The sequence below is a fragment of the Cohnella lupini genome, assembly GCF_003386205.1.
In the GTDB taxonomy this organism is placed as follows: domain Bacteria; phylum Bacillota; class Bacilli; order Paenibacillales; family Paenibacillaceae; genus Cohnella; species Cohnella lupini.
This window is the reverse complement of the sequence record NZ_QRDY01000001.1, coordinates 23,680-48,999: the sequence shown is the minus strand read 5'-3', so window position 1 is coordinate 48,999 and position 25,320 is coordinate 23,680. Positions and strand designations below refer to the sequence as shown.

The 25,320-nt window shown below is 52.2% G+C and carries 19 protein-coding genes; 2 read left to right on the top strand and 17 right to left on the bottom strand.

Annotation, left to right across the window (positions count from 1 at the left end):
* Positions 1-39 precede the first annotated feature (39 nt).
* The 5 genes from DFP95_RS00190 to DFP95_RS00170 all read right to left on the bottom strand — a co-directional run bounded on the left by DFP95_RS00190 (position 40) and on the right by DFP95_RS00170 (position 6,686).
* Positions 40-1,491, bottom strand: a complete 1,452-nt coding sequence (locus DFP95_RS00190) for an ABC transporter substrate-binding protein (RefSeq protein ID WP_115990498.1) — start codon at positions 1,489-1,491, stop codon at positions 40-42.
* Between the two features lie 126 nt (positions 1,492-1,617).
* Positions 1,618-2,490: a carbohydrate ABC transporter permease gene (locus DFP95_RS00185; RefSeq protein ID WP_245987249.1), complete on the bottom strand. Its 873-nt coding sequence runs from the start codon at positions 2,488-2,490 to the stop codon at positions 1,618-1,620.
* A 3-nt stretch (positions 2,491-2,493) separates the two neighbouring features.
* Positions 2,494-3,414, bottom strand: coding sequence for a carbohydrate ABC transporter permease (locus tag DFP95_RS00180; RefSeq protein WP_115990496.1), 921 nt, complete (start codon positions 3,412-3,414; stop codon positions 2,494-2,496).
* 98 nt (positions 3,415-3,512) lie between these two features.
* Entirely contained in the window at positions 3,513-4,844 is a 1,332-nt protein-coding gene (locus tag DFP95_RS00175; protein WP_115990494.1) for a response regulator, read from the bottom strand.
* Between the two features lie 21 nt (positions 4,845-4,865).
* Positions 4,866-6,686 (bottom strand): cache domain-containing sensor histidine kinase, encoded by a 1,821-nt coding sequence (locus DFP95_RS00170; protein ID WP_115990492.1) that lies wholly within the window; start codon positions 6,684-6,686, stop codon positions 4,866-4,868.
* A gap of 181 nt (positions 6,687-6,867) precedes the next feature.
* Here DFP95_RS00170 and DFP95_RS00165 point away from each other — a divergent pair, with 181 nt between their 5' ends.
* Positions 6,868-8,826: a methyl-accepting chemotaxis protein gene (locus DFP95_RS00165; protein WP_115990490.1), complete on the top strand. Its 1,959-nt coding sequence runs from the start codon at positions 6,868-6,870 to the stop codon at positions 8,824-8,826.
* A 328-nt stretch (positions 8,827-9,154) separates the two neighbouring features.
* Here DFP95_RS00165 and DFP95_RS00160 read toward each other — a convergent pair whose 3' ends face one another.
* The 5 genes from DFP95_RS00160 to DFP95_RS00140 form a co-directional block, all read right to left on the bottom strand.
* Positions 9,155-10,147 (bottom strand): aldose 1-epimerase, encoded by a 993-nt coding sequence (locus DFP95_RS00160; protein ID WP_115990488.1) that lies wholly within the window; start codon positions 10,145-10,147, stop codon positions 9,155-9,157.
* Between the two features lie 302 nt (positions 10,148-10,449).
* Positions 10,450-11,088, bottom strand: a complete 639-nt coding sequence (gene pgmB, locus DFP95_RS00155) for a beta-phosphoglucomutase (RefSeq protein ID WP_425453228.1) — start codon at positions 11,086-11,088, stop codon at positions 10,450-10,452.
* Positions 11,081-13,378 carry a glycosyl hydrolase family 65 domain-containing protein gene (locus DFP95_RS00150; RefSeq protein WP_245987331.1) on the bottom strand — a complete coding sequence of 766 codons (2,298 nt, stop codon included), beginning with the start codon at positions 13,376-13,378 and terminating at the stop codon, positions 11,081-11,083. Before DFP95_RS00150 ends, pgmB begins: the two co-directional genes overlap by 8 nt.
* Positions 13,379-13,475: 97 nt before the next feature.
* Positions 13,476-14,249 (bottom strand): hypothetical protein, encoded by a 774-nt coding sequence (locus DFP95_RS00145; RefSeq protein ID WP_115990482.1) that lies wholly within the window; start codon positions 14,247-14,249, stop codon positions 13,476-13,478.
* Positions 14,215-15,489 carry a M48 family metallopeptidase gene (locus DFP95_RS00140; protein ID WP_115990480.1) on the bottom strand — a complete coding sequence of 425 codons (1,275 nt, stop codon included), beginning with the start codon at positions 15,487-15,489 and terminating at the stop codon, positions 14,215-14,217. The genes DFP95_RS00145 and DFP95_RS00140 overlap by 35 nt, the downstream gene beginning before the upstream one ends.
* A 119-nt stretch (positions 15,490-15,608) precedes the next feature.
* Here DFP95_RS00140 and DFP95_RS00135 point away from each other — a divergent pair, with 119 nt between their 5' ends.
* Positions 15,609-15,947 carry a L,D-transpeptidase gene (locus tag DFP95_RS00135; protein WP_115990478.1) on the top strand — a complete coding sequence of 113 codons (339 nt, stop codon included), beginning with the start codon at positions 15,609-15,611 and terminating at the stop codon, positions 15,945-15,947.
* 10 nt (positions 15,948-15,957) lie between these two features.
* Here DFP95_RS00135 and DFP95_RS00130 read toward each other — a convergent pair whose 3' ends face one another.
* The 7 genes from DFP95_RS00130 to DFP95_RS00100 all read right to left on the bottom strand — a co-directional run bounded on the left by DFP95_RS00130 (position 15,958) and on the right by DFP95_RS00100 (position 25,242).
* A complete protein-coding gene (locus DFP95_RS00130) occupies positions 15,958-17,103 on the bottom strand; it encodes a glycerate kinase family protein (RefSeq protein ID WP_115990476.1) in 1,146 nt (381 codons plus the stop codon).
* A gap of 28 nt (positions 17,104-17,131) precedes the next feature.
* The gene (locus tag DFP95_RS00125) at positions 17,132-18,439 is read right to left on the bottom strand and encodes an extracellular solute-binding protein (RefSeq protein WP_115990474.1); all 1,308 of its coding nucleotides are present in this window, start codon (positions 18,437-18,439) and stop codon (positions 17,132-17,134) included.
* Positions 18,440-18,461: 22 nt separating this feature from the next.
* The gene (locus DFP95_RS00120; protein WP_181907187.1) at positions 18,462-20,033 is read right to left on the bottom strand and encodes a response regulator; all 1,572 of its coding nucleotides are present in this window, start codon (positions 20,031-20,033) and stop codon (positions 18,462-18,464) included.
* 2 nt (positions 20,034-20,035) lie between these two features.
* The gene (locus tag DFP95_RS00115; RefSeq protein WP_181907186.1) at positions 20,036-21,856 is read right to left on the bottom strand and encodes a sensor histidine kinase; all 1,821 of its coding nucleotides are present in this window, start codon (positions 21,854-21,856) and stop codon (positions 20,036-20,038) included.
* A gap of 174 nt (positions 21,857-22,030) precedes the next feature.
* A complete protein-coding gene (locus tag DFP95_RS00110; protein ID WP_115990467.1) occupies positions 22,031-22,864 on the bottom strand; it encodes a carbohydrate ABC transporter permease in 834 nt (277 codons plus the stop codon).
* A 33-nt stretch (positions 22,865-22,897) separates the two neighbouring features.
* The gene (locus tag DFP95_RS00105; protein ID WP_115990465.1) at positions 22,898-23,839 is read right to left on the bottom strand and encodes a carbohydrate ABC transporter permease; all 942 of its coding nucleotides are present in this window, start codon (positions 23,837-23,839) and stop codon (positions 22,898-22,900) included.
* An 86-nt stretch (positions 23,840-23,925) separates the two neighbouring features.
* Positions 23,926-25,242 (bottom strand): extracellular solute-binding protein, encoded by a 1,317-nt coding sequence (locus DFP95_RS00100; RefSeq protein WP_115990463.1) that lies wholly within the window; start codon positions 25,240-25,242, stop codon positions 23,926-23,928.
* Positions 25,243-25,320 lie beyond the last annotated feature (78 nt).

Here is a 25,320-nt window from a genome sequence, read left to right as displayed (position 1 = left end):
TTGCAAACTTTCGTTCGCCCTAGGCAACCTTCTGTTAAACTATTCTACTTTGATTTGGTCGAAGAATTTCTCTTGCACCGTTTTCGCCGCGGCATCGAGTTGAGCTTTCAGGTCGACGCCTTTTTTGGAGAATACTTCTTGGATGACGTTGGTCATAGCCGCGTAGTAATCTTGAGTGTTGAACTGCGCTTCCGGCTTGCCGTCGAGAAGACCCATCAATTCGTTGCTGTATTGGTATACGTTATCGTATTTGTCGTATACGGCTTTAACCTTAGCGCCGTATTCGGAATCTTGCTTAAAGTATTGGATAACCGGCGGTACGAAGAACTTGTTCTCGGCTTTACGCGCTTGGATGTTGGCTTCCGTCGATTCCAAGCCTTTGTCGGAGAAGTAATCGAATACCGCGTATTGGAACGCCAGCTGTTGTTCTTCTTTCGTTGCGTTCGGATTGACGACGAGGAAGTCTCCGCCGAGAACGCCCGTATGCTTGCCGCCTGCAGCTACCGCCGGCATCGGATACACGAGAAGGTCTTCCGGCTTCAATCCGCCTTGGTTCAAGCCTTGGTCGAGCGGACCGTCAGGACCCGCGATAACCATTGCCGTTCTGCCCTGAGCGAACGCGCCTACCGCATCGCCCCATCCAAGAGCCCAGTCGGCGGGAATGACATTGGCTTCTTTCAGCTTGCTGTAGAATTCGAGGGCTTTAAGACCTGCATCGGAGTTGAACGCCGCGGTTACTTTGCCGCCTTCGATCGTTTGAATTTCGCCGCCCGCTTCGAACAAGAAGTTCGTCCAGTTCCAGCCGGCTTCGTTGCCTTTACCCATCGGAGCGATACCCGCGATGCCTTTGCCCGGATCGGCTACCGCGGTTGCCGTTGCCAGCACGTCGTCCCAAGTCCAGTCAAGCGGAGGAACCGCCACGCCTTTGTCGGTCAGCATTTTTTTGTTGACTACCGTACCTACGACGTAACCTTGTTGCGGGATACCGAAGATTTTACCGCCGATGTTGAATTGATCGAGAAGGATCGGATTCAATTGATCTTTTTTGTCGTATGAGTTGAACAGGTCGGTAATGTCCGCCGCCCAGCCTTTTTCCGCAAGGAACTTGCCTTCCGTCGCGTAAGTGTTGAATAGCGTCGGCGCTTCGTTGGCGCCCATCTTGATCCCGATTTCGTTCGGGTTGTATTGCCAGTCGCTCTTCACGACTTCGACGTTCGGATAAACTTCGTTAAAGCGCTTGATTTTATCGTCTTCCAATGCGCGTTTCTCCACTTGGTCCGGAGTCGGGTAGTAAATGCTGATCGTCGCTTTCACTTGAGTCAAATCGACTTCCGTAGGAGCGCTGCTTTCCGAAGCGGCCGAAGACTCGGCCGGCGTGCTTGCCGAAGTCGAAGCGGAAGGCGACGCATTGTTGTTTTTGTTGCCGCCGCATGCAGCGAGTACTAAGCTGAATACGAGAAGACATGCGATAATAGTCGAAATCTTACGCATTGTTGTTAATCCCCTTTTCGTTTAATTGTTTTTCTTACACGCTCATCATAATGGAGGCGCATTCATCAAGGCGATGTGTATTCCTATTTCGATCATGTGCAGATTTACGCATGCTGTTATAGCGCGTTAACCTTTGACACCGCCCAAGTGCAGCCCGCGTACGATGTATTTCTGAAAAATCAAGAACACGATCACCGGCGGAAACGTAATCATCGACAGGATGGCGAAACGAAGGTTCAAATCCAATCGTCGAACGTTGATGACGTACTTGTAAATCGCCGTGGCGAGCGGATATTTATCGTCGCTCGATAGGATGAGCGACGGCCAGTACCAATCGTTCCAGGCGGACGAGAACACGAAGATCGCCAGCGTAGCGAAGATCGGCACGGAAAGCGGGAAAGCGATCTGGAAGAACAATCTAGGCTCGGAAGCCCCGTCGATTCTTCCCGATTCGAACATCTCCATGTTGATTCCGTCGAAGAACGACTTGAGCAACAGAAGGAAGAATGCGTTGGCTCCGGCCGGAAGCCATAACGCCCAGAACGAATTCATTAATCCTAGATCGCGCAAGTTGACGAAATTCGGAATAATGTACGTCGTCGGCGGGATGAACAGCGTGAGCAGGAAAAAATACTGAATGACCTTCTTATAAGGAACGTTCATGCGCGATAAGCTGAACGACGCGAATCCGACGACAAGCACCGTCATGACCATGTTCCCCGCGAAGATGAACAACGTATTTCTGGCGAAAAGAGGTAGCTTGATGTATCCCCAAGCCTTCTGATAGTTCTCGAAATGCACTTCGGACGGCAGGAACGTCGGTGGAAAGGAATTGACTTCCGTGTTCAGCTTCAGCCCGTTGAAGAAGATGACGAACATGGGGTACAGCATCGTACATACCATGACGAGCACGACGATAATCATCAAAAAGTAGAAAATTTTCGTGCTTGGCTTCTTCAGATCGTAGCTCGATAATATTCCTCTGTCATGTGTCTTCAAAGCTTATGCCTCCTTCTTGTTGGACATCCGGTACTGGACGACGGCAAGCAACCCTAGCACTAGGAACATAAGAACTCCGAGAGCGGAAGCCGAGCCGTAATCCTGACGCGTGAACGCATATCTGACGACCAACAAAGCGTAGGTAAGCGTCGCGTTGTTAGGTCCTCCGTCTAGCAATGCATATTGCGTCTGGAAGCCTTGGGAGGTGGCAATAAGTTGAAGCAGGAACAGAAGAACGATCTGATTCTTGATGGCGGGCAGCGTGATATGCCGGATTCTCTGCCATATGCCGGCTCCGTCGATTTCCGCCGCTTCGTACCAATCGCGGGGAATGCTGAGCACGGCCGCCAAGTAAATGAGCAAGGCGGAACCGAAGCTCTGCCAGGTTTCCATGATGACGATCGAGATCATCGACCATGCTTTGTCCGTCAAGAACAATACGGGGTCGATTCCGAGCTTCGTAATGACGGCGTTGATCGGTCCCACCGGGTCGTACAACCATCTCCACAAGCCGTACAGAACGACGAAGGGAACGACGTAAGGCAAGTAAGCCGCGATCCTGGCGAAGCCTTGAAACCTTCTCATTTCGGATATGGCTATGGCGAACAGGATCGGTACCCAGAATCCGATAAGCACCCCTAGCAACATGTAATATAGCGTATTTTTCACGGAAACCATCACTTCGGGATCCTTGAATACCTTCTCGTAATTATCCCAGCCTACGAAGGTGTCTCCTTTAACGAAGTCGATGTGATAGAAGCTGAAGATGATTCCTTTTCCAATCGGCATCCATAGGAACGTGAAGAATATCGCTACCGCGGGCAGGAGGAACAGATAGCCCCATATGTGTTTACGCCACTTTGCGGGAGGTTTCTTGGGCTGGGTATCCAAGGAACGTATCGGAACAGTTGATGATTGACTCATTCGGTCTCCCTCTTTCCTTTTTATCTACTCATAGGTTCTATTGTAGGAAAAGGAAAGCTTAGTGAACATGTGCGTATCTATGGGGATCATGGGCAATCCTACTTCTTCATTTCGCTTGGGCTGATCCCGAAGTATTTTTTGAATATTTTGCTAAAATGTTCCGGAGACTCGTACCCTACCCTTTCCGAAATTTCGTATCTGCGTAAATCGGTATTTTGGATCAAGCGTTTGCTCTCTTCCATCCGAAGCTTAATGACGTATTCCCACAAGTTCGTGCCCGTGTTTTTCTTGAACAAATAACTGAGATAGTTCGGGCTTACGTGATTTTTCTGCGCGACCTCGTTCAAGGTTAATCCCTTCTGGGCGAAGTTGGCGTGGATGTATTCATGCGCCCGTTCCACGATCAGGTTGTTCTGGGCAACCAAATCCTCTTCGGACGGATCTTCGCCGAACGATCCCCACTTGAAATCCCCGAAGTAGAACACGTGATGATCTTTATGCTCGCGGTTCCATACGATCGCCTTGTTCACCTGGTCGTTCAGCTCGGGAAGAAACTCTCGTCCCTTCAGGATCTGGCTTATTCCCACAACGCATTGGAATCCTAGAAACTTATGGATATTGAAATGCAAGCTTCTGCCGATCATCTCGAGCTGATTGACCTTGTCCGCGCTGGAATCGCCGTATCCCGCTTCGTCCCATTGCACGACAATGCTGACGTCCTGGCTCTGGGAGTAGAACGAATGATGATCCCATTCCTTATCCAACAGCTCGCTTACGATATTCAACACGGCGTATTGCAGCAGCCTTGCATCCTTCTCCTGGACGATCGGCGACTTGGCGCCGGAATTGAAGTCCAAACGAATCTTGACCATCGCTAAGTACGGACCGCTAAGACGGATATCGTTCTCCCGCTCTATGTGGATTCTATCCGGATCCTTTCCGGGCTGCCCTTGCTCGAGCAGCTCGTTCAGAATTTCCGTTCTCCTCGGCATCGGCTGCTCCATACGGAAGTGCTCCCGCAAATCCGAGATCAGCTCCGCCTGATCAAGCGCCGGACGATCCATGTGCAGCAGCACGTGGCGTACGGAATTGAGCAGCTGCTCGCTGTTGATCGGCTTGATTAAATAATCCCTAGCTCCCAATCGGATAGCCAATTGCGCGTATTGGAACGTTTCGTGGGCGGAGATGACGATGACCTGTACCCAAGGCTTGATGATTTTCGCTTGCTGCATCAGCTCGATCCCGCTCATGGCGCCCATCTGGATATCCGTAATGAGCAAATCTATATTTTCCATCTTCAAATAATCCAGTGCTTCGTAACCGTTATGAGCCGTGTAAATATGTTGGATATTCAGACCCGAGGTTTCTAGCAGACTAGCCAGGCCTCGGCAAATGAGAGGTTCATCGTCGACGATAAGAATATTGTACATGATCGGTATCCTCCCGCTTCATTATTGCGCTTCTTTATAATGCTCGCCCGTTCTCTTAGGAATGATTACGGTCACCCGGGTTCCTTCCGTTTCGCGAGCTTCGTAGCGCAGTCCATATACGTTGCCGAAATGCAATTGGATTCGTTTGTTGACGTTCCGGATCCCGTACCCCGAAGCACCGTCCGAAGGCTCGTTGACGATCAGCCGGTTGATTGCGTCATGGTCGGTTTCCTTGTATCCGTTGTCCTCCACGGTGATGACGACGTTATCGTCGTCAGAACGGGCCGTAACGATGATTTCTCCATCCTCGCCCATGTTGATGACTCCGTGGATGATGGCGTTCTCTATCAGAGGCTGGAGAGTGATTTTCGGAATCCAATAGTTTCTTACCTCGTCGCTGATGTCCCACTTTATGGTGAATCCATATTCGTACCGCTTCTGTTGCAGGCTCGTATACGCGGTTGCGTGCTCGAGCTCCTCCTCGATCGTGATCAGTTCCCTTCCTCTGCTCAAACTAATGCGCATAAGCTTGGAAAGCTCCTTGATCATCTCCGCCGAGCCCGTATTTCCTTCAAGCGAGCTCTTCCAGTAAATACTCTCTAGCGTGTTGTAGAGGAGATGAGGATTAATCTGCTGATAGAGCAGTTGCAGCTGCGACTCCTTCTGTTTGATCTCCATGAAATATTGATCGTGAATCATGTCGTTGATTCTGTTCGCCATGTTGTGGACGGAGTAGATCAGAACGCCGACCTCGTCGTTCCTCTCCTTCGTCGGGCTGCTCGACAACGGTTTGCCCGGCTCGTGAGAGCGTGCGAACATCGCAAGCTTACGCAACGGATTCATGAGCGATCTCCAGAAATACATCATGACGACGATCGCGAACAGGGAATACACGATCGATATCGTCTGAATGACCTGCTTAAGCGCGCTTTGTTGTTGGAGCAGCGACTTCGTGGGAATCTTGTAAACTAGCTTCTGCTTAAGCGAGTATTTGGTATGAACGACATATATGGATTCCTCGTACACGGAGCTGATCGTTTCTTCCAACGAATCCATGTCGAGCTCCGGCGGCAGCTTCATGATTTTGCCCATTTCGGACGTTGTCGAAGCGAGTATGCGATCGGACCAGTCGGTGAGATACATCTCTCCGCCTTCCGGCAAGGAGACGGTGCTGAACGATTCCTCGGTTTTTTTGTCCATTTTCGTGGCGACCAGAACTCCGACGACGCTTCTTCCGTTCGTAATGCTATTCACCGTGCGCAAGTAGGCTAACGTTCTCTGGTTCCCTCTTGGACCGAAATTGTCGATGATGGAAAGCACGCCTTTTCCCTTAGCTTTCAAAGCCTCTTCGATCCATGGCGTCTTCGTCTGGTCCGAGTAGAAAAAAACGGACGAGCCGTTGATCTGGCGGTTAATATCCGGAACGGACGGCGCGAATTGGTAATTGTTGTTCGGATCGTAAACGAACAGGAAAAAGTAGATCGCCTCTCCCTCGAATAAGCCAACCGTGTTGTTTCCTAGCAACGTGTTCATCTCTCGGTATTTCACTACTCGATCGAATTGCGCGTCTTGCTCGTTGCTGATCATGCTCTGGGTCATCGAATTTTGGATGATCGTCGTCATGAGCCTGCTGACCGTATCGATATCCCTATTGATCAGGAAATGGTTTTGCTTGTTCAATTCCTCGTAGGCGCTAGTCACGTGTTCCTTGAGAATTTGTTCCGCTTTCGTGTTGGCGTACCAGTTAAGCAAGAACACCGGACTGACCAGAACCAGGAACAATAAAATCAGCTGCTGCCTGACGTTTAGTCTCGTCAAGGGATTTTTCAACTTCGCGCTCATCGTTCCACCCTCCAGGCTTCGCCGTCCTCATGAATTTCCATTATGCGCGCTATTCGCGGGCATTTGCAGAACGTTGTCGCATTCGCGTGTAAGCGCACCTATTTTACGTAGAATAACACATTACCACGCCTGCGATAGTCCGTACAATAATAGTTAAGCTATTACTTTGGGGGGCGTCTTCATGCATGCGTTTCGTTCGGTAGGCGCGAAATTATTTATTCTTTTCTTTGTTTCGACGTTTGTTTCCGTTCTCCTTGTCGGCCTAGTATCGTACAAGAAATCCCAATCGATTATCGAAGAGAAAATGGAATCCGTATCCCAGATTACGGTTAAGGAAGCATCCGAGAAAATCGGTTTGATGCTTAAGCAATTCGAGGACATGAGCTTGCAATTCTCGACGAGCCGCGAGCTTCAGCATCAGTTGGATACGATCTTCGACGCTTCGGCGGATCCCGCGGAACAGATGAACGCGAAAATCACGATTCAGGACACTTTGAACCAAATCGCCCGGACGAATACGTTCATTAAATCGATCGCCTTATTCAATACGGCAAACGAAAAGGAGACGATCTCGTCGGTATCGACCGGCTTAATTCCGATCGATAGGAATGCGGAATGGTATGAGAAGGTAACCGGAATGAAAGGAACGGCATTATGGCTGCCCATGGTCGAGAACGGATACACCGGCTTGGCTAAAGGTAACCTATTCGCGCTATCCCGAATGATCAGCAAGTTTCTGATCGTCTTCGAGATCGACTCAGCTATGCTTTCGCAGACGATGGACGCCATCCACTTTAGCGAAACCTCCAAAATGATCCTCACCGACGATACGGGAACGATCCTGTTATCTTCCGTTCCCGGCGACGCCGGCCAAGCATTCGCGGAATCGGGACAATCCAAGCACAATCTGATCGTATCCGAGCCATTGAAGAAAACCGCATGGACTTTGACGGGCATCGCTCCGTTGAAGGAATTAGTCGCGGATACGAAGGTTATACGAAATATCACTTACATCATGTGCGTCATCGCCGCTCTCGCCGCCTTGGCGATCGGCTATCTCATCATTCTGTACATAGGCAAACCCTTGATTAAAATCCGCAATATGCTTAATGAAGGCGCGAAGGGCAATTTGGACGCCAGATTGAGCATGGGTCGTAATGACGAAATCGGGGAGGTCGCTAGAAGCTTCGATACGATGATGCGGCAGATGAAACGGCTAATCGAGCAAACGCGCCTCTCCGCCAACAAGGTTTCGAATACATCGTCGACGTTGCTGCACGTTTCGCAGAGCACGGCTGCTTCTTCGGGGGAAATCTCCACCGCGACGGGGGAAATCGCGCAAGGGTCGACTCAGCTTGCCGCCGAAGCCGATCAAGTGTATCGGATCGTGGAATCGATGAACTCCGACCTCTTGAGCGTCGTGAGTTCGACGGACGAGATCAACGTCCCCTCTATGGAAGTGAAATCCTCGTCTACGGAAGGCAAGCTCTTCATGCAGAACGTCTTTCGAATGACGGTCGAATCGGAGAAATCCATTGATCTTCTGGTCCGAAGGGTAACTAAGCTGGAGGCGAGCACGGGGGAACTGCAGAAAGTATTCGGGTTAATGAACCAGATCACGAAGGATTCCAAGATCCTTTCCCTTAACGCCGGAATCGAAGCCACGCGAAGCAGCGCGCAAAACGGAGGATTCAAGGTGATCGCCAAGGAAATGGGACTATTATCCGATCAAACCCATACCTCTTTACATACCGTTAATCGATTAGCGGAAACGATACAGGAGGAAATCTCGCAGACGGTCGTCGCGTTGAAGGAAGCATTGCCGATTCTTCGTAACCAAATCCATTCCGTCAGAACGGCGAACGACATTTTCAATTACGTCAACGAGAGGTCGGAGCAATTCACGCTACATGTCGATCGGATCAAGCGAAACGTGCTGCAATTGGAAACGAAGCATCAGGTTCTTAACAAGTCGATCGCGAACGTAAGCAGCTTCTCGCAGCAAGCCTCCGCCACTTCCGAGCAAGTCGCTTCGATCAGCACGGGTCAGCTTCAATCGAGCCGAGAGGTCGTCGAAATCGCCCGGGAGCTCGAAAGCCTCTCCCTTGCTTTGCAGGAGACTCTCGACGACTTTACTTGAACGGAAAAAGTCTCGCCTAATTGGTAAACTGTCGCCGTCGGCGGATATGTGTGTGGAGTTACTCGTTCAAACCGGATAATTCTCCCCAAGGCTAGCCATTTGCTCGGAGTTACCCGTTCAAACCGGGTAATTCTCCCCACAGCTAGCCATTTACTCGGAGTTACCCGTTCAAACCGGGTAATTCTCCCCACAGCTAGCCATTTACACTGAGTTACCCGTTCAAACCGGGAATCTGGCCGGGTAATATTAAAGCGAACATAGCAAACCCTCTTCGGAAAACCGAAGGGGGTTTGACTTGGAACGTTTACAAAAAAAGTTACTGCGCTCTTTACTCGGCGTACATCCGGCTAATGCCAGTCCAACGTTGGCCCGGCTCCAAGCGAATCAGTCCGGTTTGCTCCGTCGGCAGCTCCACGTTAGGAGCGTTCACCATACCCGTCTGCGGCTCCGGACAGATGAACTTGCCGTTGGCCGCGGCGTTATACACCATCCAATGTTTATAAGCTTCACCGGCTTCGTATACGAAACGGACGTTTACCCGTCGATCGTACACGGTCATCGAATTCGTCTCCGCATCTGGGAAAACCGTATAATGGTTGTCTAAAGAGTCGAAGTAAGGATCTCCCTTCCCCTCGCGAAGAAGCGATTCTCCCTCGTTAAGCGGAAGCGCGCGACCCGTAGGCAGCTGGCGATCGTTAAGCTCCCAACGTTCCCCGATTGCGATGCCGCATTGAATATCATTTCGGCTGCTGGCGCTCGAGAACGGAGCATTGATGGTCGTATGAAATCCAAGCATGAACGGGATGGCCTCCGGGCTTTCGTTCACGGCTTCGAATTGCTGCTTCAGCCCGTCGGCCGACAAGGTAAATGTGTGCGTCAAAGTCACTTTATGAGGGAAATACTGGAACCCTGGATGTTTCTCGTTAAATGACAGCCTAACCGTGACGGAGCTTTCCGTCTCCGTGCTTCCAAATCCTACGACTTCCCATTCCGATTGGTAAACGAAGCCATGAATATGATTGTTGGTTCGCGGTTCGTTGATCGGCAAATGGTACCGGCGTCCATCGAACCCGAATGTTCCCGCATCGTAACGGTTCGGCGGAAAAAGCACCGGAATTCCGTGCAGCATAGGCTTCTCGACGAACGAAGCCCAGTCCGCACCTTCCGGCTCGCGAATAAATCGGAAATCCCGGTCATCGTCCCGGAAAGAGATCAGGTTGCCGCCGATCGTCGGAAGCAATATCGCCGAATAGGCTCCATGCTTTAATAGGATGGCAGGCTCGTTCTCGTATGTACCTTGCTTCGCGTAATGCTGCGTCATCTTCGATCCTCCATTATTCTTTTGTTTGTTCGAGTATATAAGCCCTATCGGTTTCCCGTCAACCGGAACGCGTCGGAGATAGTTTGATTCCGTGACTATCTCGGTTCAAATTCGCTTTGGAGCGCTGAGTTAGTTCGATTCCGTGACTATCTCGGTTCAGATTCGCTTTGGAGCGCCGAGTTAGTTCGATTCCGTGACTATCTCGGTTCAGATTCGCTCAAAATCGAGGAGTTAGCGACCGAAAAACAAAAAGACGCAACAATGGACCTACCATTGCTACGCCTCATTATTATCAATTACTCTCACCCCGCGGCGACGAGCTCCTCCAACCCGCCGATCACGAGGTCGGCCTCGCCCAGAATATCCTGGCGGCCGATGCCGACCACGTAGATTCCGGCGGCGATCGCAGCCGCGATGCCGGCTTCGGCATCCTCAAAAACGACGCAGTCCTCCGGATCGAGCCCGAGCTCCCTGCATCCGGCCAAGAACACCTCCGGATCGGGCTTCGCCTTCGATACCTTCGTTCCGTCGATGACCGCGTCGAACAGCTCCGCGATCCCCACCTTGCCCAAGATGAACGACGCGTTCTTGCTCGCCGAGCCCAAGGCAATCCTGACGCCTCTTTCCCGCAATTGAAGCAAATACTGCTTAGCGCCGGGAAGAAGCTCCGATTCGTCCATCTGCCGAATGTATTGCAAGTATCTCTCGTTTTTCTCCTCAGCCTTGCGCTGCTTCTCTTCCTCGTCAAGCACGATGCCGCCGATCTCAAGCACGATCTCCAGGGATCTCGTCCGGCTTACGCCCTTCAACCTCTCGTTATCCGACTCCGTGAACTCGAATCCCCATTGATCCGCCAGCCATTTCCACGCCAAGTAGTGATATTTCGCCGTATCCACGATGACTCCGTCCAGATCGAACAAAGCTCCCTTGATCTTATCCAGCAAGCTCGCCGCCTCCTTCGTTGCCCGAGATCCGACAAGAGAAGCCGTCCCCGGGCTTCAGCATCCGTTCTTCCGAACCGATTCGGAACGCTTGCGCGGACGAGTTTCCGGCATTCGATAGGATGCTCGTTTCCGTCCCGGAAACGGAAATACGGAAAGATTGACCGCGTACTTGAACGGCGAAGGACATCGAGCTCCAACGCCCCGGCAGCGACGGATTGAGATTTACGACGCCTTGATCCAAATGTAGTCCCGCAAAACCGAGAATGGCCGCCATCCATGCTCCTCCGTTCGCTGCGGGATGAGTTCCGCCGATGTACAGAGTGCCGACGTATTGCTTCGACTCCCCCGTCAAATCGATCGTCGCCGTTCTCATAAAATATTCGTATGCCCAATCCGCGTAACCGATGTCCGAAGCGACCAACGCGTAAATGCAAGAGCTAAGGCTGGAGCCGTGCTCGGTTCGCGGTTCGTAATACTCCCAATTTGCTTTCTTCACTTCCCGCGAATATCTCCCTTTGAACAAATGAAGCATGAGCACGACATCCGCCTGTTTCAGAATGCGGGTCGTCGTCGCAAGACCGTTACCGCCGCCTAAATATTCGTTTTTGTTCAAGATTCTGGACTTGAGCGTAGCTAAATCCACGTCCTCGAGTTTGGAATATCCGTCGAATTGCTCGATGATCTTCGTGAGCGGATCCGGCTGCGGCATATATAGCCCGCTCAGCATCTTGCCCAAATTGTCTAAATCGTTGCCGAAGTCCAGCTTCGCGATCAATGCTTCGTATGCCTCCGGATGCTTCACTCGGAGCAATTCGGCCGTTTGCAATGCGATGTCCAGCGTCTGTCCGACCAGCGCGTTCGTGAACGCGTTATTGTTGACCCGTTCGTGATACTCATCGGGGCCGGTGACGTCGAGCATCTCGAAGCGCCTCTTGTCTTCTTTGTAATAGGAATAAGAATAGAAGAACCGCGCGCACTCCAAGATGACTTCTGCTCCTCCGTCGACAAGGACGCTATCGTCTCCCGTGAATTCGTGATATTGCCAAATCCCATGGGCCGCGTCGGCGCTAATATGAATCTGTTTGTCGCGGAAGTACGTTCTCATCGGGCGATTCGTGAATACGTCCGTAATATTGAACAAAGTGCAGGCATCGTCGCCGGTATCTTGGCTCTCCCAAGCGTAGTACGCCCCCCGATAACCGTACTCCTCCGCCTTTCTCCTGGCGCCGTCCAACGTATGGATTCGGTACATGACGAGATTTCTGGCGACCTCCGGTTGGGAGTGGAGGAAGAACGGAAGCATAAACATTTCCGTATCCCAGAATACGGCCCCTTTATACACTTGGCCGGATAATCCGCGCGCCGGGATCGAGACTTTCTCGGATAACGTGGGAGCAATGACGTGCAACTGATAGATGCTGTATCGCAAAGCGAATTGAGCTTCTTCGTCGCCCTCTATCCGGACGTCCGACAGCTCCCATTTTCTCTCCCAATGCGTTTCGTGGCGGAGCAAATGCGTTTCGTAGCTATCAAGCCTCGCTTCCAACACCCTCGTTAAAGATTTCTTCGCGACGCTTTCTCGATGGTCGCCGAAGTTAACCGCGAAATACTTGACGAACGAATAAGACGTCCCGGCTTTGCAATACACGAGCGAGGTTCTATAGATGGACGCTCCGTCTTTGATGATGCCTTGACCCGTCATTCCTTCCCATACGATCGTTTCCGCAACGCTTACCGTTTGTTTTAACTCGTGGGTAACCGCAGACAATTCAAGAACTCCGTCCCTCTCATCCGCAACGAAGCTTTCCAAATGAGGGCCGTTTATGTCCCAAACCTCGCCGTCGATGCCGGTCTGGACCAGCATTTCGCAATCTTTCGAGCATTTGAATTCGATCCTCGTCGCAATCAGATCCAGATGCTCCATACTCACGAACCTCTGGGAGCTTATATCTATTAGATTGCCTTCGGCAGCTTTAAATATCGTTCTTCGCCGAAACGTCGCATTGCGGATATTCAACGTTTGATCATGAGATTCGTACGCCGCCGATAGAAGACTCAGAGGCTCGCCATCGCATACGAAACGGGTCGACAATCCGTTCGGCGCGTTGATCGGCTCCCTCCACCGATCTCCGACCTTATCGTATAAACCAGCCAGCGTACATGCCGTTAGCTGCTCTTTCGTATACTCTTCCAATGTTCCTCTGTAACCCATGGCCCCGTTGCCGATAATGAATTTGTTGCCGTTCGTCGTGATTTTGTCCGGATTGAATCCTTGCTCTTCTAGCATCCAACTCAAGTGGGTTCCCTCTCCTTCGACTACGATCTACCCTCATTATGAAGGCACCCGAGACGTATCGACAGGAGTGATATTATCGAAATTATGCTTAATTCCATTGAATTAACCATGACCGAATCGCTTCCACAGTAAGATCCAGGTTAGACATTCCGCCGGAATTGAGATACGGGGCGCTATCGCGAAAATAATCCGCATGGCCGCCGATAATCGGCACGCTCATCATAGACGATGGAGCATACTTGTCCTTCCGCCAGGAAGGCATTCGCGGTCGGTTACGGTTCGCCGCTTCGCCGGTCGACCATCCGCCGAAGCTTCCGAGTCGAGAGATGAAATCCGGCGACTTTCCGGTCCTGCTGCCGTCCTTGCTCCTTCCCGATGCGCTGATCGATAACGTCTTCGGACGCAGCCGTTCCGGTATTCTACATCTTGGGGATCCGATCATAATCACGAAGCATGTCGCTGTCTCGTCTCTTGCCAATAAGAGATACGCGGCATGTACAGCGGCTACTCCTCCGCCGCTATGACCGACCATTACATACGTTGTTCCGCTTCCATCGAATTCGGCGCGTCCGGACCCGATCGAACCAAGAGCCCGCTTACCTCCTATGGAAGCCTCGATACGATCCAACCTTAAGCGCATATCGGCCCTTATCTCCCAGAGCTGCGGAATCGATCTCCTGCTCCAATCCCCATAAGGAAATAACAGCTCCGAATGCGCGAGCCGTCCTAAGCTTCCTATCTCGTCTATCGTATGGACAAGTGCGTGCCGAAGCCTCTCCATGAAGAGAGGAGCCGTTGCTAGGCCCGCCATGACATACAATTCGATTTCATTTTTCCCGATCCCGTTCGAATCGTTCCGCATCGATAATCCTTTCCATGTCTGACGGGTGATCATCCCTAAACCACTTGACGAGAAGCGGCGGGTTTACGTCGCTTAGCACGACGACTGACATTTTCTGATTCATGGATACCGATCCTTCCGCGCTTCCGATCAACTCCATCGCATAACGGTCCGCCGAAGCCTCGGCTTGACGGGACACGTAGTTGGTAACCGGCAAAATCGCGAACGAAAGGACGGATAGCAAGAGCAGCACGAGAGGCAGCGCGGACATATCCGACATCGAACGGATTCCCCAACTCCTGCCTCGATTGCGGACGACGACCTGAAACACCCATCCTCCAGCAAGTAGAAGCACCAGCGTCGATCCTACAGCTCCGACGGCGCTCCATTCCAGATGATGCATGACGTAATGGCCCATTTCATGCGCCATGATAAGCAAGATTTCTTTCTCGTTCAGTTGCTGGAGCGTCGTATCCCATAGAACGATCCTCAAGGAGGAGCCTATTCCGTTAACGTATGCGTTCATCGCGTTCGTCTTCTCCGACATGTTCACCTCGTACACGCGATGGGCGGGAATATCCGCTTTAGCCGCAAGGGCTAGAATCTCTTGCTCCAATCGCGGATCCGATAACGTCGAGAAGCTATTGTATATCGGATCAATGACGACCGGCTGCACATACATCATGAACACGGTGAACGGAATGGAGATCAGCCAAAGCTTTAACCACCATTTCCCTCCGCGCGAGATCATCCAGAAGGCTACCGCCGACACCGCCAATAAGGTCAAATATCCGATTCCGAACTCGACCGCCTTATCTCTAAGCCAGCCCGAAACGGGTTGCGTCGAAATCCCGTACATTTTCGACAAGTTATAACTCATGACCCGAAGCGGTAAATACAGCAAGAACGATACGGCGTTCACGAGCAACACGAATAAGGGAAATCTAATATACACGGGGAGCCCGTATCCCTCGAGAATGTCTCTCCACTTTCTTGATATTCCGCTCGCCAATAGGATGAAATAGATAAGCCATTCCCAAGGTCCGCTCATGAAAAATATCCAGTTCCTCCACGCGTTAAGCGTTTCGCTATCGCGAAGCAGGCCAGGCGCGAAGAACGTAGAGGGATCCGCTGCGGATCCGGCAAGCGATTCCGGAACCCGATTCGGCGACGTGTACCAGACGTAAGCCGCTACGGCGGCAGCATAAACGACGAAGAGAACGACGTATTTCAGGTGCCCGGCTCCGGCGCGTAACCGCATATCGCATTCTCCTTCGGGTTTGATGAATAGATCATAACATATCGTCCCCGAGTATTCCCCTCGCACCGTGAACATGCCGTCCATCTTGCACATAATCTAGTGACAAGGAGGTTGTTTCCATGCCGAATTATCGGATTATCGTCGACTTGTCCGACCGAAATCTGTATTTGCTCGACGGAAATACCGTCGTCAGGTCATTTCCCGTCGGAATCGGCAAGATGCTCACTAAGACTCCCACGGGGGAATTCTCCATCGTCAATAAACAAGCCGATCCCGGAGGGCCTTACGGCGCTTTCTGGATGGGCTTGTCTAAACCGCACTATGGCATTCACGGTACGAACGATCCCGCATCGATCGGAAGGGAAGTCAGTCATGGTTGTATTCGGATGTACAACGACGATGTTCTTACGCTCGCCACCATCGTACCGATTAGGACGCGGGTGACGATCAGACCTTAAGTGACCTTTCCTATCGGGGAACGGAGAGCAACTTAACGACATTGCGTACGCAGTCGGATAAAGTTGTCTCCGCTTGCTCTAAACATTCGGACACGGTCATCGGCCGCGGAACGCAAGCGAAACATGCGCTGAATTCCTTTTCGAGCTCTTCGGTGTTCTGACCCAAGCTACCCGATATCAGAATCGTCCTCGCCCCGGTCTCTTTCGCGAGCCGGGCTACGTAAAACGGCAATTTCCCGTTTAACGTTTGATTATCGCTCTTGCCTTCTCCCGTAATCACCCAATCCGCCCCGCTTAATTTGCTTCCTAAACGCGAGGCGTCGGCTACGACTTCCGCCCCCTGAACCGCCTTCGCTCCCATGGCGAGTAGCGCGAACCCGGCTCCCCCCGCGGCTCCGGCTCCCGGAGAATTACGTAGCTTGAGACCAATATGGTCTTCGATGCGGTCCGCATACCGACTCATCGATAGATCCAGCGCATCTATCTGATCGGGCGATGCGCCTTTCTGCAGTCCGTAAACGCGAGAAGCGCCGTCCGGTCCGCACAAAGGGCTCTGAACGTCCGAAGCGATCACGATCTCGCTATCCGACAATCGGGGATCCAGCGCTTCAAGGCCGATTCGATCCAGCTTCAATAAGTCCTCGCCGAATCCGCGCAAGCTTTCCCCTTGCTTATCGAGAAAAACAGCCCCTAACGCCGACAATAATCCCATACCGCCGTCATTGGTTCCGCTCCCTCCCAAACCGACGATGAATTTACGAAAGCCTTCGTCGAGCAATTGCAGCATCAGCTCGCCCATTCCTCTGGTCGTTGTCCGGTAAGGATTGCGTTCGGATAACGGAATTATCGTTAAACCGAATATCGATGCTGCCTCCAACACCGCCGTTCCTTTCCCGGATTTTGCATCGTCTCCGTCTAGGATTCCGAACAATGAACGGACGGGTTTTCCTAATGGTCCCGTCACCTCCGAATACCGAAACTTTCCCGCCCCGGCCGCAACCAAAGCTTCGACCGTGCCTTCTCCGCCGTCGGCCATCGGCGCGAGCTCAACCGTCGCGTTCGGATGCACGCTGCGGATCGCTTCTCCAATGATCCGGGCCGCCTCCGACGCCGACAAGCTTTCCTTGAACGAATCCGGCGCTACTACGAACTTCATGCTCTCAACTCCCCCTTAAACCTACAAATTAGCTTAGCCATTCCTCTACTTGAGCCGCCAGACGATGAAGACCCAGCTCGATCGGAACCCGTCCGTACAGCATTCGTTCGAAGGCTTCGTTGAATTCCTTATCGATCTTCGCCCAATTCGCCACCGGCGGACGCAGAAACGAAGCGTCCAAGCTATCCACATAAGGACGGATCGTCGGACTGAGACTCTCCTCCGAACTGCCGGCATCCACGTTCGTCGGCAGAAGACCGGTCTTGAACATCAATCGCTGCGCCTGGACGTCCGCCATCCATTTCATCAATGTCCATGCGGCCTGCTTATGACCCGAGCTCTTCATCAGAACGAGATTCTCCCCGCCGATGATCGCCCCCTTCTGACCGGCATTGTGAGGGAATGGCGCCAAGACGGTGTCCTCGAGCAGCCGCGAGTTATCGAAGCCGGATACGTGCGACAATATCGAATAATACCAAGGGCCTTCATCGATCATCAATAGTTTCCCGTCCTGAACCCCGAGCCACCTATCCAGCTTTCCGTCGAGCACGTCGTCGTCGATCAATCCTTTGTCCAGCAGGCGTTTAAGCGTTGTAACGGCTTTCACGCTCTCGGCGCTGTCTAAATAGCCGATCGATTTGGAATAATCATCGTTCGTCAGTCTTCCGCCCAATCCCGAGAAATAAGGGAGCAACGACCACGTATTGATTCCGTTGACGCCAAGCGGCCAACCGGTTCGCTCGCTAAGCTCGACTAACTCGTCCATCGTAGACGGAGGATTACTTACGCCAGCCTGCTCCAGAAGCTTGCGGCTATAGATCGCGGCTTTCGTATTCATGTTCAGCGGAAGCCCGTAATAACGTCCGTCGTATTTGCCCGAACCTAGCGCCGTCTGGTGAATCTTCTTGCTGATTCGCGTAAACTCGGGATACCCGTCGATAGGATCGACCAAGCCGAGATTGGAGAATTCCGCCAGCCAAGCCATATCCAGCCGCACGACGTCCGGTCCGCTGCCCGAAGTCGTCTCCGAGATAAGAGCTCCCTTGATATTCTCATAGGGTCTTCTGACGGAGACGACGTTGATATCAGGATACTCCTTCTCGAAGGCGGGTATGACTTCCTGCTCGAAGGTCCACGTTTCCACGTCGCTGTACGTATGCCAGACGATAATATCCTCTTGCGCGCCGGTCATCTTGATCTGCTCGACGCTGCTCCCTCCGATAATGCTTTCGCTAGACCCGCAGCTTGTCGGGATTAAGGTAAGCAAGAGCCCTATGACAACGATGTTCGGAAGCTTCCCGCTTCTTATATTTCCCTCCTCCCGCCGTTTCGCCAAGACATTCCCTCCCCGTTTCCTTCTAGCGATCCTCAAGCTGCCGCTCCCGGTAATCGACCGGAGATAACCCGGTCATTCTCTTGAACAATTTACTGAAATACTTGACGTCGTTGAATCCGGCCCTCTCCGCGACCTCGTAAATCTTGAGCCCGTGATTACGAAGCAGCTCTTTCGCTTTGCCGATGCGTAGCCGAATCAAGTAATCGATAAAATTGAGACCCGTATGCTGCTTAAATTGCAAACAGAAATAATTTTTACTCATATGCACGAGGTTGGCGAGCTGCTGAAGGGAAATCTCGCTCGTGTAATTCGCGGAGATGTATGCGATGGATTTATCGATCAATTGCTTATTCCCTTTGAACGTGTGAGATCCGCTTGCCGACGAAACGCGATATCCGCGTATTTGCGCCAACAAAAGCCTTATGAGCTCTTCAAGGGTTTCGCTTCGCTTCAGCTCCTCGAATCCCTCCAGCAACACTGTCATTTCCTGTTCGTTGACGAACAACGCCGTCACCATCTCGATCGCTTCGCCGCGAACCGAGTCCGGATCTGGTCGCAGCTCCCGCCATCGATTCATCCATTCCCCGATGGCGGCATCGGTTGCTTCCGCATTCCGGGATTGGGAGGATGAACGAAGCTCCGATAGTAGCTGACTAACGGCTTTGATCGTCGGGCTCGGCTGCGAAGATGACGGAAACTCGGAATCCGCCGGACCGTATTCCCCTTCTCCTTCGTAGAAACGCCGTTGAGCCGAACGTCCGCTCTGCACGTATACGGAACGCAGTCCTTCTATTTCGGATCCGAGCGCATACCCGACGGTAAGGCTAACACCCGGGCTGATCGACCAAACCTCGCATAGCTTCTTCAAGAGTACTTTCGGAGGCTCGGAGCCGGCGGCGGGAACGGCGACGACCAATGACCGGTCTCCGGTCAGGAAAGCAATTCCATCCTCCCTGTTTTCATAAAATATCTCCTGCATTTCCTCCAGCAGCATCCCGACGTGCAAATTGCCGTGCAACTCCTCCGTCTCGCGCAATCCGTTGACGAGAACCGTGCATACCGCATATCCTTCCGCCATCCATCGAGGAACGGCACCTTTGGTTAAACGCTCATCTCCATGGACGATAGCTCGTTTAATGTCCGTTTCGAGCTTCTTGCGTTCATAAGTCAACTTGGTCATCCGAAAAAGCTGCCGGTCGAGATCGTAACGCCGTTCATCTTCGATCAATCTTAGGCATTTGCGGACAAGCTCCAACAACCCTTCCGGCTCTAGCGTCGGCTTTAGCAAATAATCGACGACGCCAAGCTTCAAGCCTTGGCGGACATATTCGAAATCGTTGTAGCTGCTAACCAAGATCACCTTCGTATGAGGAAACCGCGCAAGCGTTCTCCTCGTCAGCTCCAAACCGTCCATCACCGGCATCTTAATGTCGGTAATCAATATGTCGACCGGCTCCTTCTCGATCGCCCGCCATGCCTCTTCGCCGTTCGCGAAGTCGCCGGCTAACCCGATGCTCTCGTGTCCCCAATCCACGGATGCCCTTATCCCGAATCGTATGACCGGTTCGTCGTCCACGATCGCTACCCTATACATCGTCATGCCCCCTCGCGACGCGATATCGCTTCCGCAGACTTTACCAGCTTCATCGTAATAATCGTACCGCCTGTTTCGCCTTTCAAGATCCGCAGCTCCGAACCCGCCGGGTAATATAGCCGAATCGATTCGTGGACATGCATCAGCCCGATTCCGGTCATGCCGGACGAGCGATCATCCTCCTGCTCTTCGTGTTTAAGCAAATATTCAGGCGCTATTCCTCGCCCGTTATCCCGAATCTCGATCAATACGGCGTCAGGCTCGTTAACCGCTTCGATCCAGATGTCTCCATCGTTTCCGGTCGGTACGAGGCCGTGAAATACGGCATTCTCCACGAGCGGTTGAATGAGCATCCTGGGAATCCGGAAATTTTCCGTTGCCGGATCGATATCCAGATGAAGCCGAAACGACGTGTCGTAGCGAATCTCCAGAATCGACAAATACTTGCCGACGATATCCAGCTCTTCGCCTAACGTAACGAAGCTCCCCTTCTTGCCCATGTTGGCCTCGAGCAGGAGCACGAGAGCGGATAATGCCTCGTATGCTTTAGAGGATTGGTTGTAACGGACCAACCACTTGATCGTGCTGAGCGTGTTAAATAGAAAATGGGGATGAATGCGATGGGTGACCGCCCTCAGCTCAGCCTGTTTCTTGCTTTCCTGGACGTTGTGCACCTCTTGGACGAGCTCGTCTATCCGCTTGATCATCTTATTGAATTGCCGGCTCATATGGCCGATTTCGTCCTGCGACCTCACTTCCGTGCGAACCGTAAAGTCTCCGCTTTCGGCGACTTTCATCTGCGAGGTAAGCTGCTTAATAGGCTTCGTCACTTGGCGGGCGAGCAGCAACCCGATTAGAATCGCCAACAGCGCGAATCCGACGGCAGACGTCCAGATCATCCTGCGCATGCTCGTTAATTCATCGGTAATTTCATGAATCGGCACGGAGCCGATCACGCTCCAGCGATTGGATAGCGGCTGTTTGATATTATAATAACGAATTCCGTCGGCTTCGTATTCGAACTCCGCATCGCTTCCTTGGGATGCCCATTCGCGCAAACCGCTATCGGAAAGCGGTTTGCCTACGCGTTCCAACCGGCCATCGATTACGATCGTTCCTTTATCGTCCACGACGTAGAACCCGCCCGTCTTGCCGAGATGAATTTGTCCGATTCGATCCACGATTTTCTTCCCGTCCAGATTGACAAGCAAGTAACCGATATCGGCCAGCGATTCGAAGTCCTTAATAACTCGGGTAACGGGGACGACGAGATCGTTACTCTCTCCGATTCCGCTGTACGGGTCGTAAGCCAGAGGTCCCCAGGCCGGTTTTCCGTCCTTGAGGCGGGCAAGCTTCACCCATTCGAGGTCTCGAAGCGGCTGGCGGTATATTTTAGATAGCTTAAAGGAGCCGCTTCCCCAACTGGGAGCATCCTCTCGCAAAATATATAACGTGTTCACAAAGGAGTTGGAGCCTACGAAATTATTCACGAGATTCGAAATATAATCGTCGTTCGCCTGTTCTTCCTCCGGGCTCGGCTTCGTGTTGCGTACCGCTTGCTGCAGCTTCGTATCGCTATACAACACGTTGGACGCATCCGTTCCGGCCGTAATAATCGAAGAGAGCGCATCGGCAGCCTGACGGACCAACTGCAGCGACGACACGCGGACGTTCTTCTTCACGAGCTTAGAAGATGCCGAGTAGAATAACACGCTCGTCAGCGTCGGTATCAGGATAACCACGAGCAGGGCGAGAATCATTTTGGTTGCGAAGCGTTTGCCCCATTGCAGCCTTTGATTTTTCCGTTTGAAGTTCGGGATCATCCTCATCGCCCTCCGTGTACCCATTGTACAACGCCTGGCGGAGTTGTTGAAAGCACTTACATTATAATCGATTAAGCGTGTCGTATTTTCTCGACTAAGTGTCTTAAGTTATGGAAATAAGGGCGAAGCCTTCTCGGCCCCGCCCTGTTTAGAAGTGCTGTCTCCATCGCCCGCTTACCCTTTAACGGCACCTTCGTTAAATCCCGATTGCACGAACCGCTTCTGAAAAATAACGTAGATGAGGATAACCGGTAGCAACGCGATCAATGAAGCGGCGAAGATCTGACCGTAGTTCGTCGCGTACTTGTCGTTGAACATGAGTATGGCGATCGGAAGCGTGCGCAACGCTTCGCTCTTGATAATCGTCAGCGCGAGGAAATACTCCTCCCAGGTCGCTTGGAAAACGAATATGGCCAGCGTTCCCATGGCGGGGAGCGATAGCGGCAAGTAAATATTCCAATAAATTCTCCAGTTGCCGCCGCCGTCGATTAATACCGACTCCTCCAGCTCTCTCGGAATACTCTCGAAGAATCCCCGCAGGAAAAACATATTGCCGACGACCCCCGTCGCGATATAGATAAGCCAGAGCCCGGAATACGTGTTCACCAGCCCGAGATTTTTCACGATAATGAACTGCGGAATGATATTGATGACCGATGGAATCATCATCGTTAGCAGGAATAGCCGGAACACTCCCTCCTTCCCGGGAAAAGCGAACCTCGCGAAACCGTAAGCGGTCAAGGAGCTGATCAGCAACGCCCCGACCATCGCGACCGAGGTGATAAGCAAGCTATTGGAGAAATATTGCGCGAAATGGTTTTTGCCCCATACGATTTGGTAGTTTATGAAGTTAGGCGTCACCTGCAATACTTCCTCCGGCTTCGGGAGGGAGAACGTAGCGGTGAAGAAAGAGGTTAGTATCATGTAGATAAACGGAAAAACGAATAGCAGAGCACCGGCCACGATGATGGCGTAAACGGCGAGCTTCGTGAACCACGGCGTTTTCATCCCGAATCCTCCCAGTCCTTCTATTTCCCTTCGTTAGAACAGCCTTTGCTTGCCGATCTTGGTCATCTGATAGAAAGTGACGGCGAAGACGAGAATGCCCATCATGACCCCCATCGCGGCCGCCTCGCCGAAATGAAAGTGCTTGAAAGCCTCCATGTAGATCAAGCTCGGAATGACCTGGGTCTGATTCATCGGTCCCCCTTGCGTAATGAAATACACCTGCGGGAAAAAGCCGAAAGCGCCGTTGATCAGATTGATCAACACGAATAAGGTTATCGGCTTAAGCATCGGCAGAGTTACCCGGAAAAACCTGTTGACCGGGGAAGCGCCGTCGATGTCGGCCGCCTCGTACAAATCGCGGGGAATACCCTGAAGCGCGGCCATATAGATAACGACTCCCCATCCGACCGTCTTCCAGATGTGGAACAGCCAGATCATGACCATCGCCGACCAATAATGGCTCTTCCAAGCGATGGGGTCCGAGAGAAGGCCGAGATGAATCAGGGCGTAGTTGACGAATCCGCCCGATCCGTCGGCGAACAAATATTTGAACAGAAGCGCGACGACGATCCAAGAAGAGACGATCGGCAAGTAGTATATCGTTCTGAACGTAACCTTCATCTTAACGAACCGCGTATTGATGACGACGGCGAAGAACACCGCCAGAAACCAGTTTACCGGCACGGTGACCAACACGTTAAGGAACGTATTCTTAAGAGCGATCATGAATTTGTCGTTCGGATCGTCGAAGACGCCTCTGTAATTGTCCCAACCGATCCAAGGACTCTTGGTCCCCGGCATGATGTTGAATTCCTGAAAGCTGAGCTTGATGTTCTGAATCATCGGGTAAACGACGAAGACTAGAACGCCGACGATCCCGACGGCGACGAACGGCAGCACGCTCAGCCACTGCTTGAGCCCGATTTGCCAGCGGGTTTTCTTTATCGATTTTCCGGAAAGCATCGGTTCCGCCACGGTAAGATCTCCCCCCTATCGAATGACGACAACCGCACCAGTCCAGGATCAGCCGGTGCGTTTATCGAATGGTTCAGGCCGGTCCGTTAATCGCCCAATAAGGAACTGATTTGCTTCACGGCTTCGTTCAAGGCATCGGCCGCGGTTTGCTCTCCACGTATCGCTTTCTCGAAGCTGAGGTTAAAGATCGTTTCCATCTCTCCCCATTCCGGAATCGGGGTACGGGGCAATGCCGTGTTCAACTGCTCGATGAACGGCCCGATATACGGGTTTTTGGTCGTATCGATCGCGTTCGCCGCGTTCTTGTTGGTCGGAATCATGCCCGCATCGACCATGATTTGCTGAGGCTCTTCGCCAAGCATCCATTTCATGAACGTCCATGCTTCTTCCGGATGCTTGGAATTAGCGAAGGTGACGAGATCTTCTCCGCCGACGACGGAATGGCTGCCGCCAGGTCCGGCTGGCAACAATGCCCTAACGGTTTTGCCGATCGGATCGAATTCGTTCGCCGCATCTCCAAGCATGATGCTGAAGAACCAAGGACCGTCGTCGATCATCATGTACTGACCCGATTTTAAGCCATCCCAAGCTCCCGGTTCGCCGCCGAGCAGTGCGGGAATGACGAGTCCTTCTTTATTCCAGCCTACTATCGTTTCCAGCGCTTTGACGCTCTCCGGACTATTCAAATAACCGTCTACCTTCGTATAATCCTCGTTCGTGACCGTTCCGCCCAAGCTCCAGAAATAAGGCAGCAATCCCCAAGCATGGATGCCGGAAATGCCGATCCCCTGCTTATCTTTGCCTTTCAAAGCGCGTGCCGCTTGAACGAGTTCGTCAATCGTGGCTGGAGCGTGGTCCAAACCGGCTTCCTTTAAGGTATCCGCATTATAAATGGCAATCTTCGTGTTCGTATTCAGAGGTACGCCGTAATAATCGCCTTTGTAAAAATTCGTTTGCATCGGACTGTCGAATACGCTGGCTTTCACGTCGTCAAAGCCCGGCAAGTCGTTCAGCTTCTTAAGTGCCCCCTTGGAGGCCAGCTCCGGAACCCATATAATGTCCATCCGCATCAAGTCCGGAGCCGCGTCGCCCGCGACCGCCGCGATAACCTGATCCTTCAAGCCTTCGTACGGCATGCGGGTCAGCTTCAGTTCGATGCTCGGATTAGCTTCCTCGAACATCGGCTTGATCTTCTCGACCAATACCTTCTCTTCCGAATCCGAATAAGTGTGCCAATACTCGATCGTGACTTTTTTCGCCGGATCCTTTGCTTTCTCCGAGCTTTCCGCCGGCGCGGCGGATGATGCGCCGTCTCCCGGACTCGCGTTGTCGTTGCCTCCGCTGCATGCCGCCAATAAAGCCGAGAGCGCCAAAACGAGCAATACCGATATCCGTTTTCTCATTGACCTATTTCCCCCGATTCGATGATAGTTGTCGTTACGTCTACATTATGGATCCCGTCGCGCGCCATACGAAACCGC

What these genes read in the sequence shown, in the direction of transcription:
- DFP95_RS00165 (WP_115990490.1), top strand. Translation starts at nt 6,868, where the DNA reads ATGCATGCGTTTCGTTCGGTAGGCGCGAAATTATTTATTCTTTTCTTT.
- DFP95_RS00115 (WP_181907186.1), bottom strand. Translation starts at nt 21,856, where the DNA reads ATGATCCCGAACTTCAAACGGAAAAATCAAAGGCTGCAATGGGGCAAA.
- DFP95_RS00175 (WP_115990494.1), bottom strand. Translation starts at nt 4,844, where the DNA reads ATGTACAATATTCTTATCGTCGACGATGAACCTCTCATTTGCCGAGGC.
- DFP95_RS00130 (WP_115990476.1), bottom strand. Translation starts at nt 17,103, where the DNA reads ATGAAGTTCGTAGTAGCGCCGGATTCGTTCAAGGAAAGCTTGTCGGCG.
- DFP95_RS00160 (WP_115990488.1), bottom strand. Translation starts at nt 10,147, where the DNA reads ATGACGCAGCATTACGCGAAGCAAGGTACATACGAGAACGAGCCTGCC.
- DFP95_RS00190 (WP_115990498.1), bottom strand. Translation starts at nt 1,491, where the DNA reads ATGCGTAAGATTTCGACTATTATCGCATGTCTTCTCGTATTCAGCTTA.
- DFP95_RS00170 (WP_115990492.1), bottom strand. Translation starts at nt 6,686, where the DNA reads ATGAGCGCGAAGTTGAAAAATCCCTTGACGAGACTAAACGTCAGGCAG.
- DFP95_RS00135 (WP_115990478.1), top strand. Translation starts at nt 15,609, where the DNA reads ATGCCGAATTATCGGATTATCGTCGACTTGTCCGACCGAAATCTGTAT.
- DFP95_RS00120 (WP_181907187.1), bottom strand. Translation starts at nt 20,033, where the DNA reads ATGTATAGGGTAGCGATCGTGGACGACGAACCGGTCATACGATTCGGG.
- DFP95_RS00145 (WP_115990482.1), bottom strand. Translation starts at nt 14,249, where the DNA reads ATGCGGAACGATTCGAACGGGATCGGGAAAAATGAAATCGAATTGTAT.
- DFP95_RS00150 (WP_245987331.1), bottom strand. Translation starts at nt 13,378, where the DNA reads ATGCTAGAAGAGCAAGGATTCAATCCGGACAAAATCACGACGAACGGC.
- DFP95_RS00110 (WP_115990467.1), bottom strand. Translation starts at nt 22,864, where the DNA reads ATGAAAACGCCGTGGTTCACGAAGCTCGCCGTTTACGCCATCATCGTG.
- DFP95_RS00140 (WP_115990480.1), bottom strand. Translation starts at nt 15,489, where the DNA reads ATGCGGTTACGCGCCGGAGCCGGGCACCTGAAATACGTCGTTCTCTTC.
- DFP95_RS00180 (WP_115990496.1), bottom strand. Translation starts at nt 3,414, where the DNA reads ATGAGTCAATCATCAACTGTTCCGATACGTTCCTTGGATACCCAGCCC.
- DFP95_RS00100 (WP_115990463.1), bottom strand. Translation starts at nt 25,242, where the DNA reads ATGAGAAAACGGATATCGGTATTGCTCGTTTTGGCGCTCTCGGCTTTA.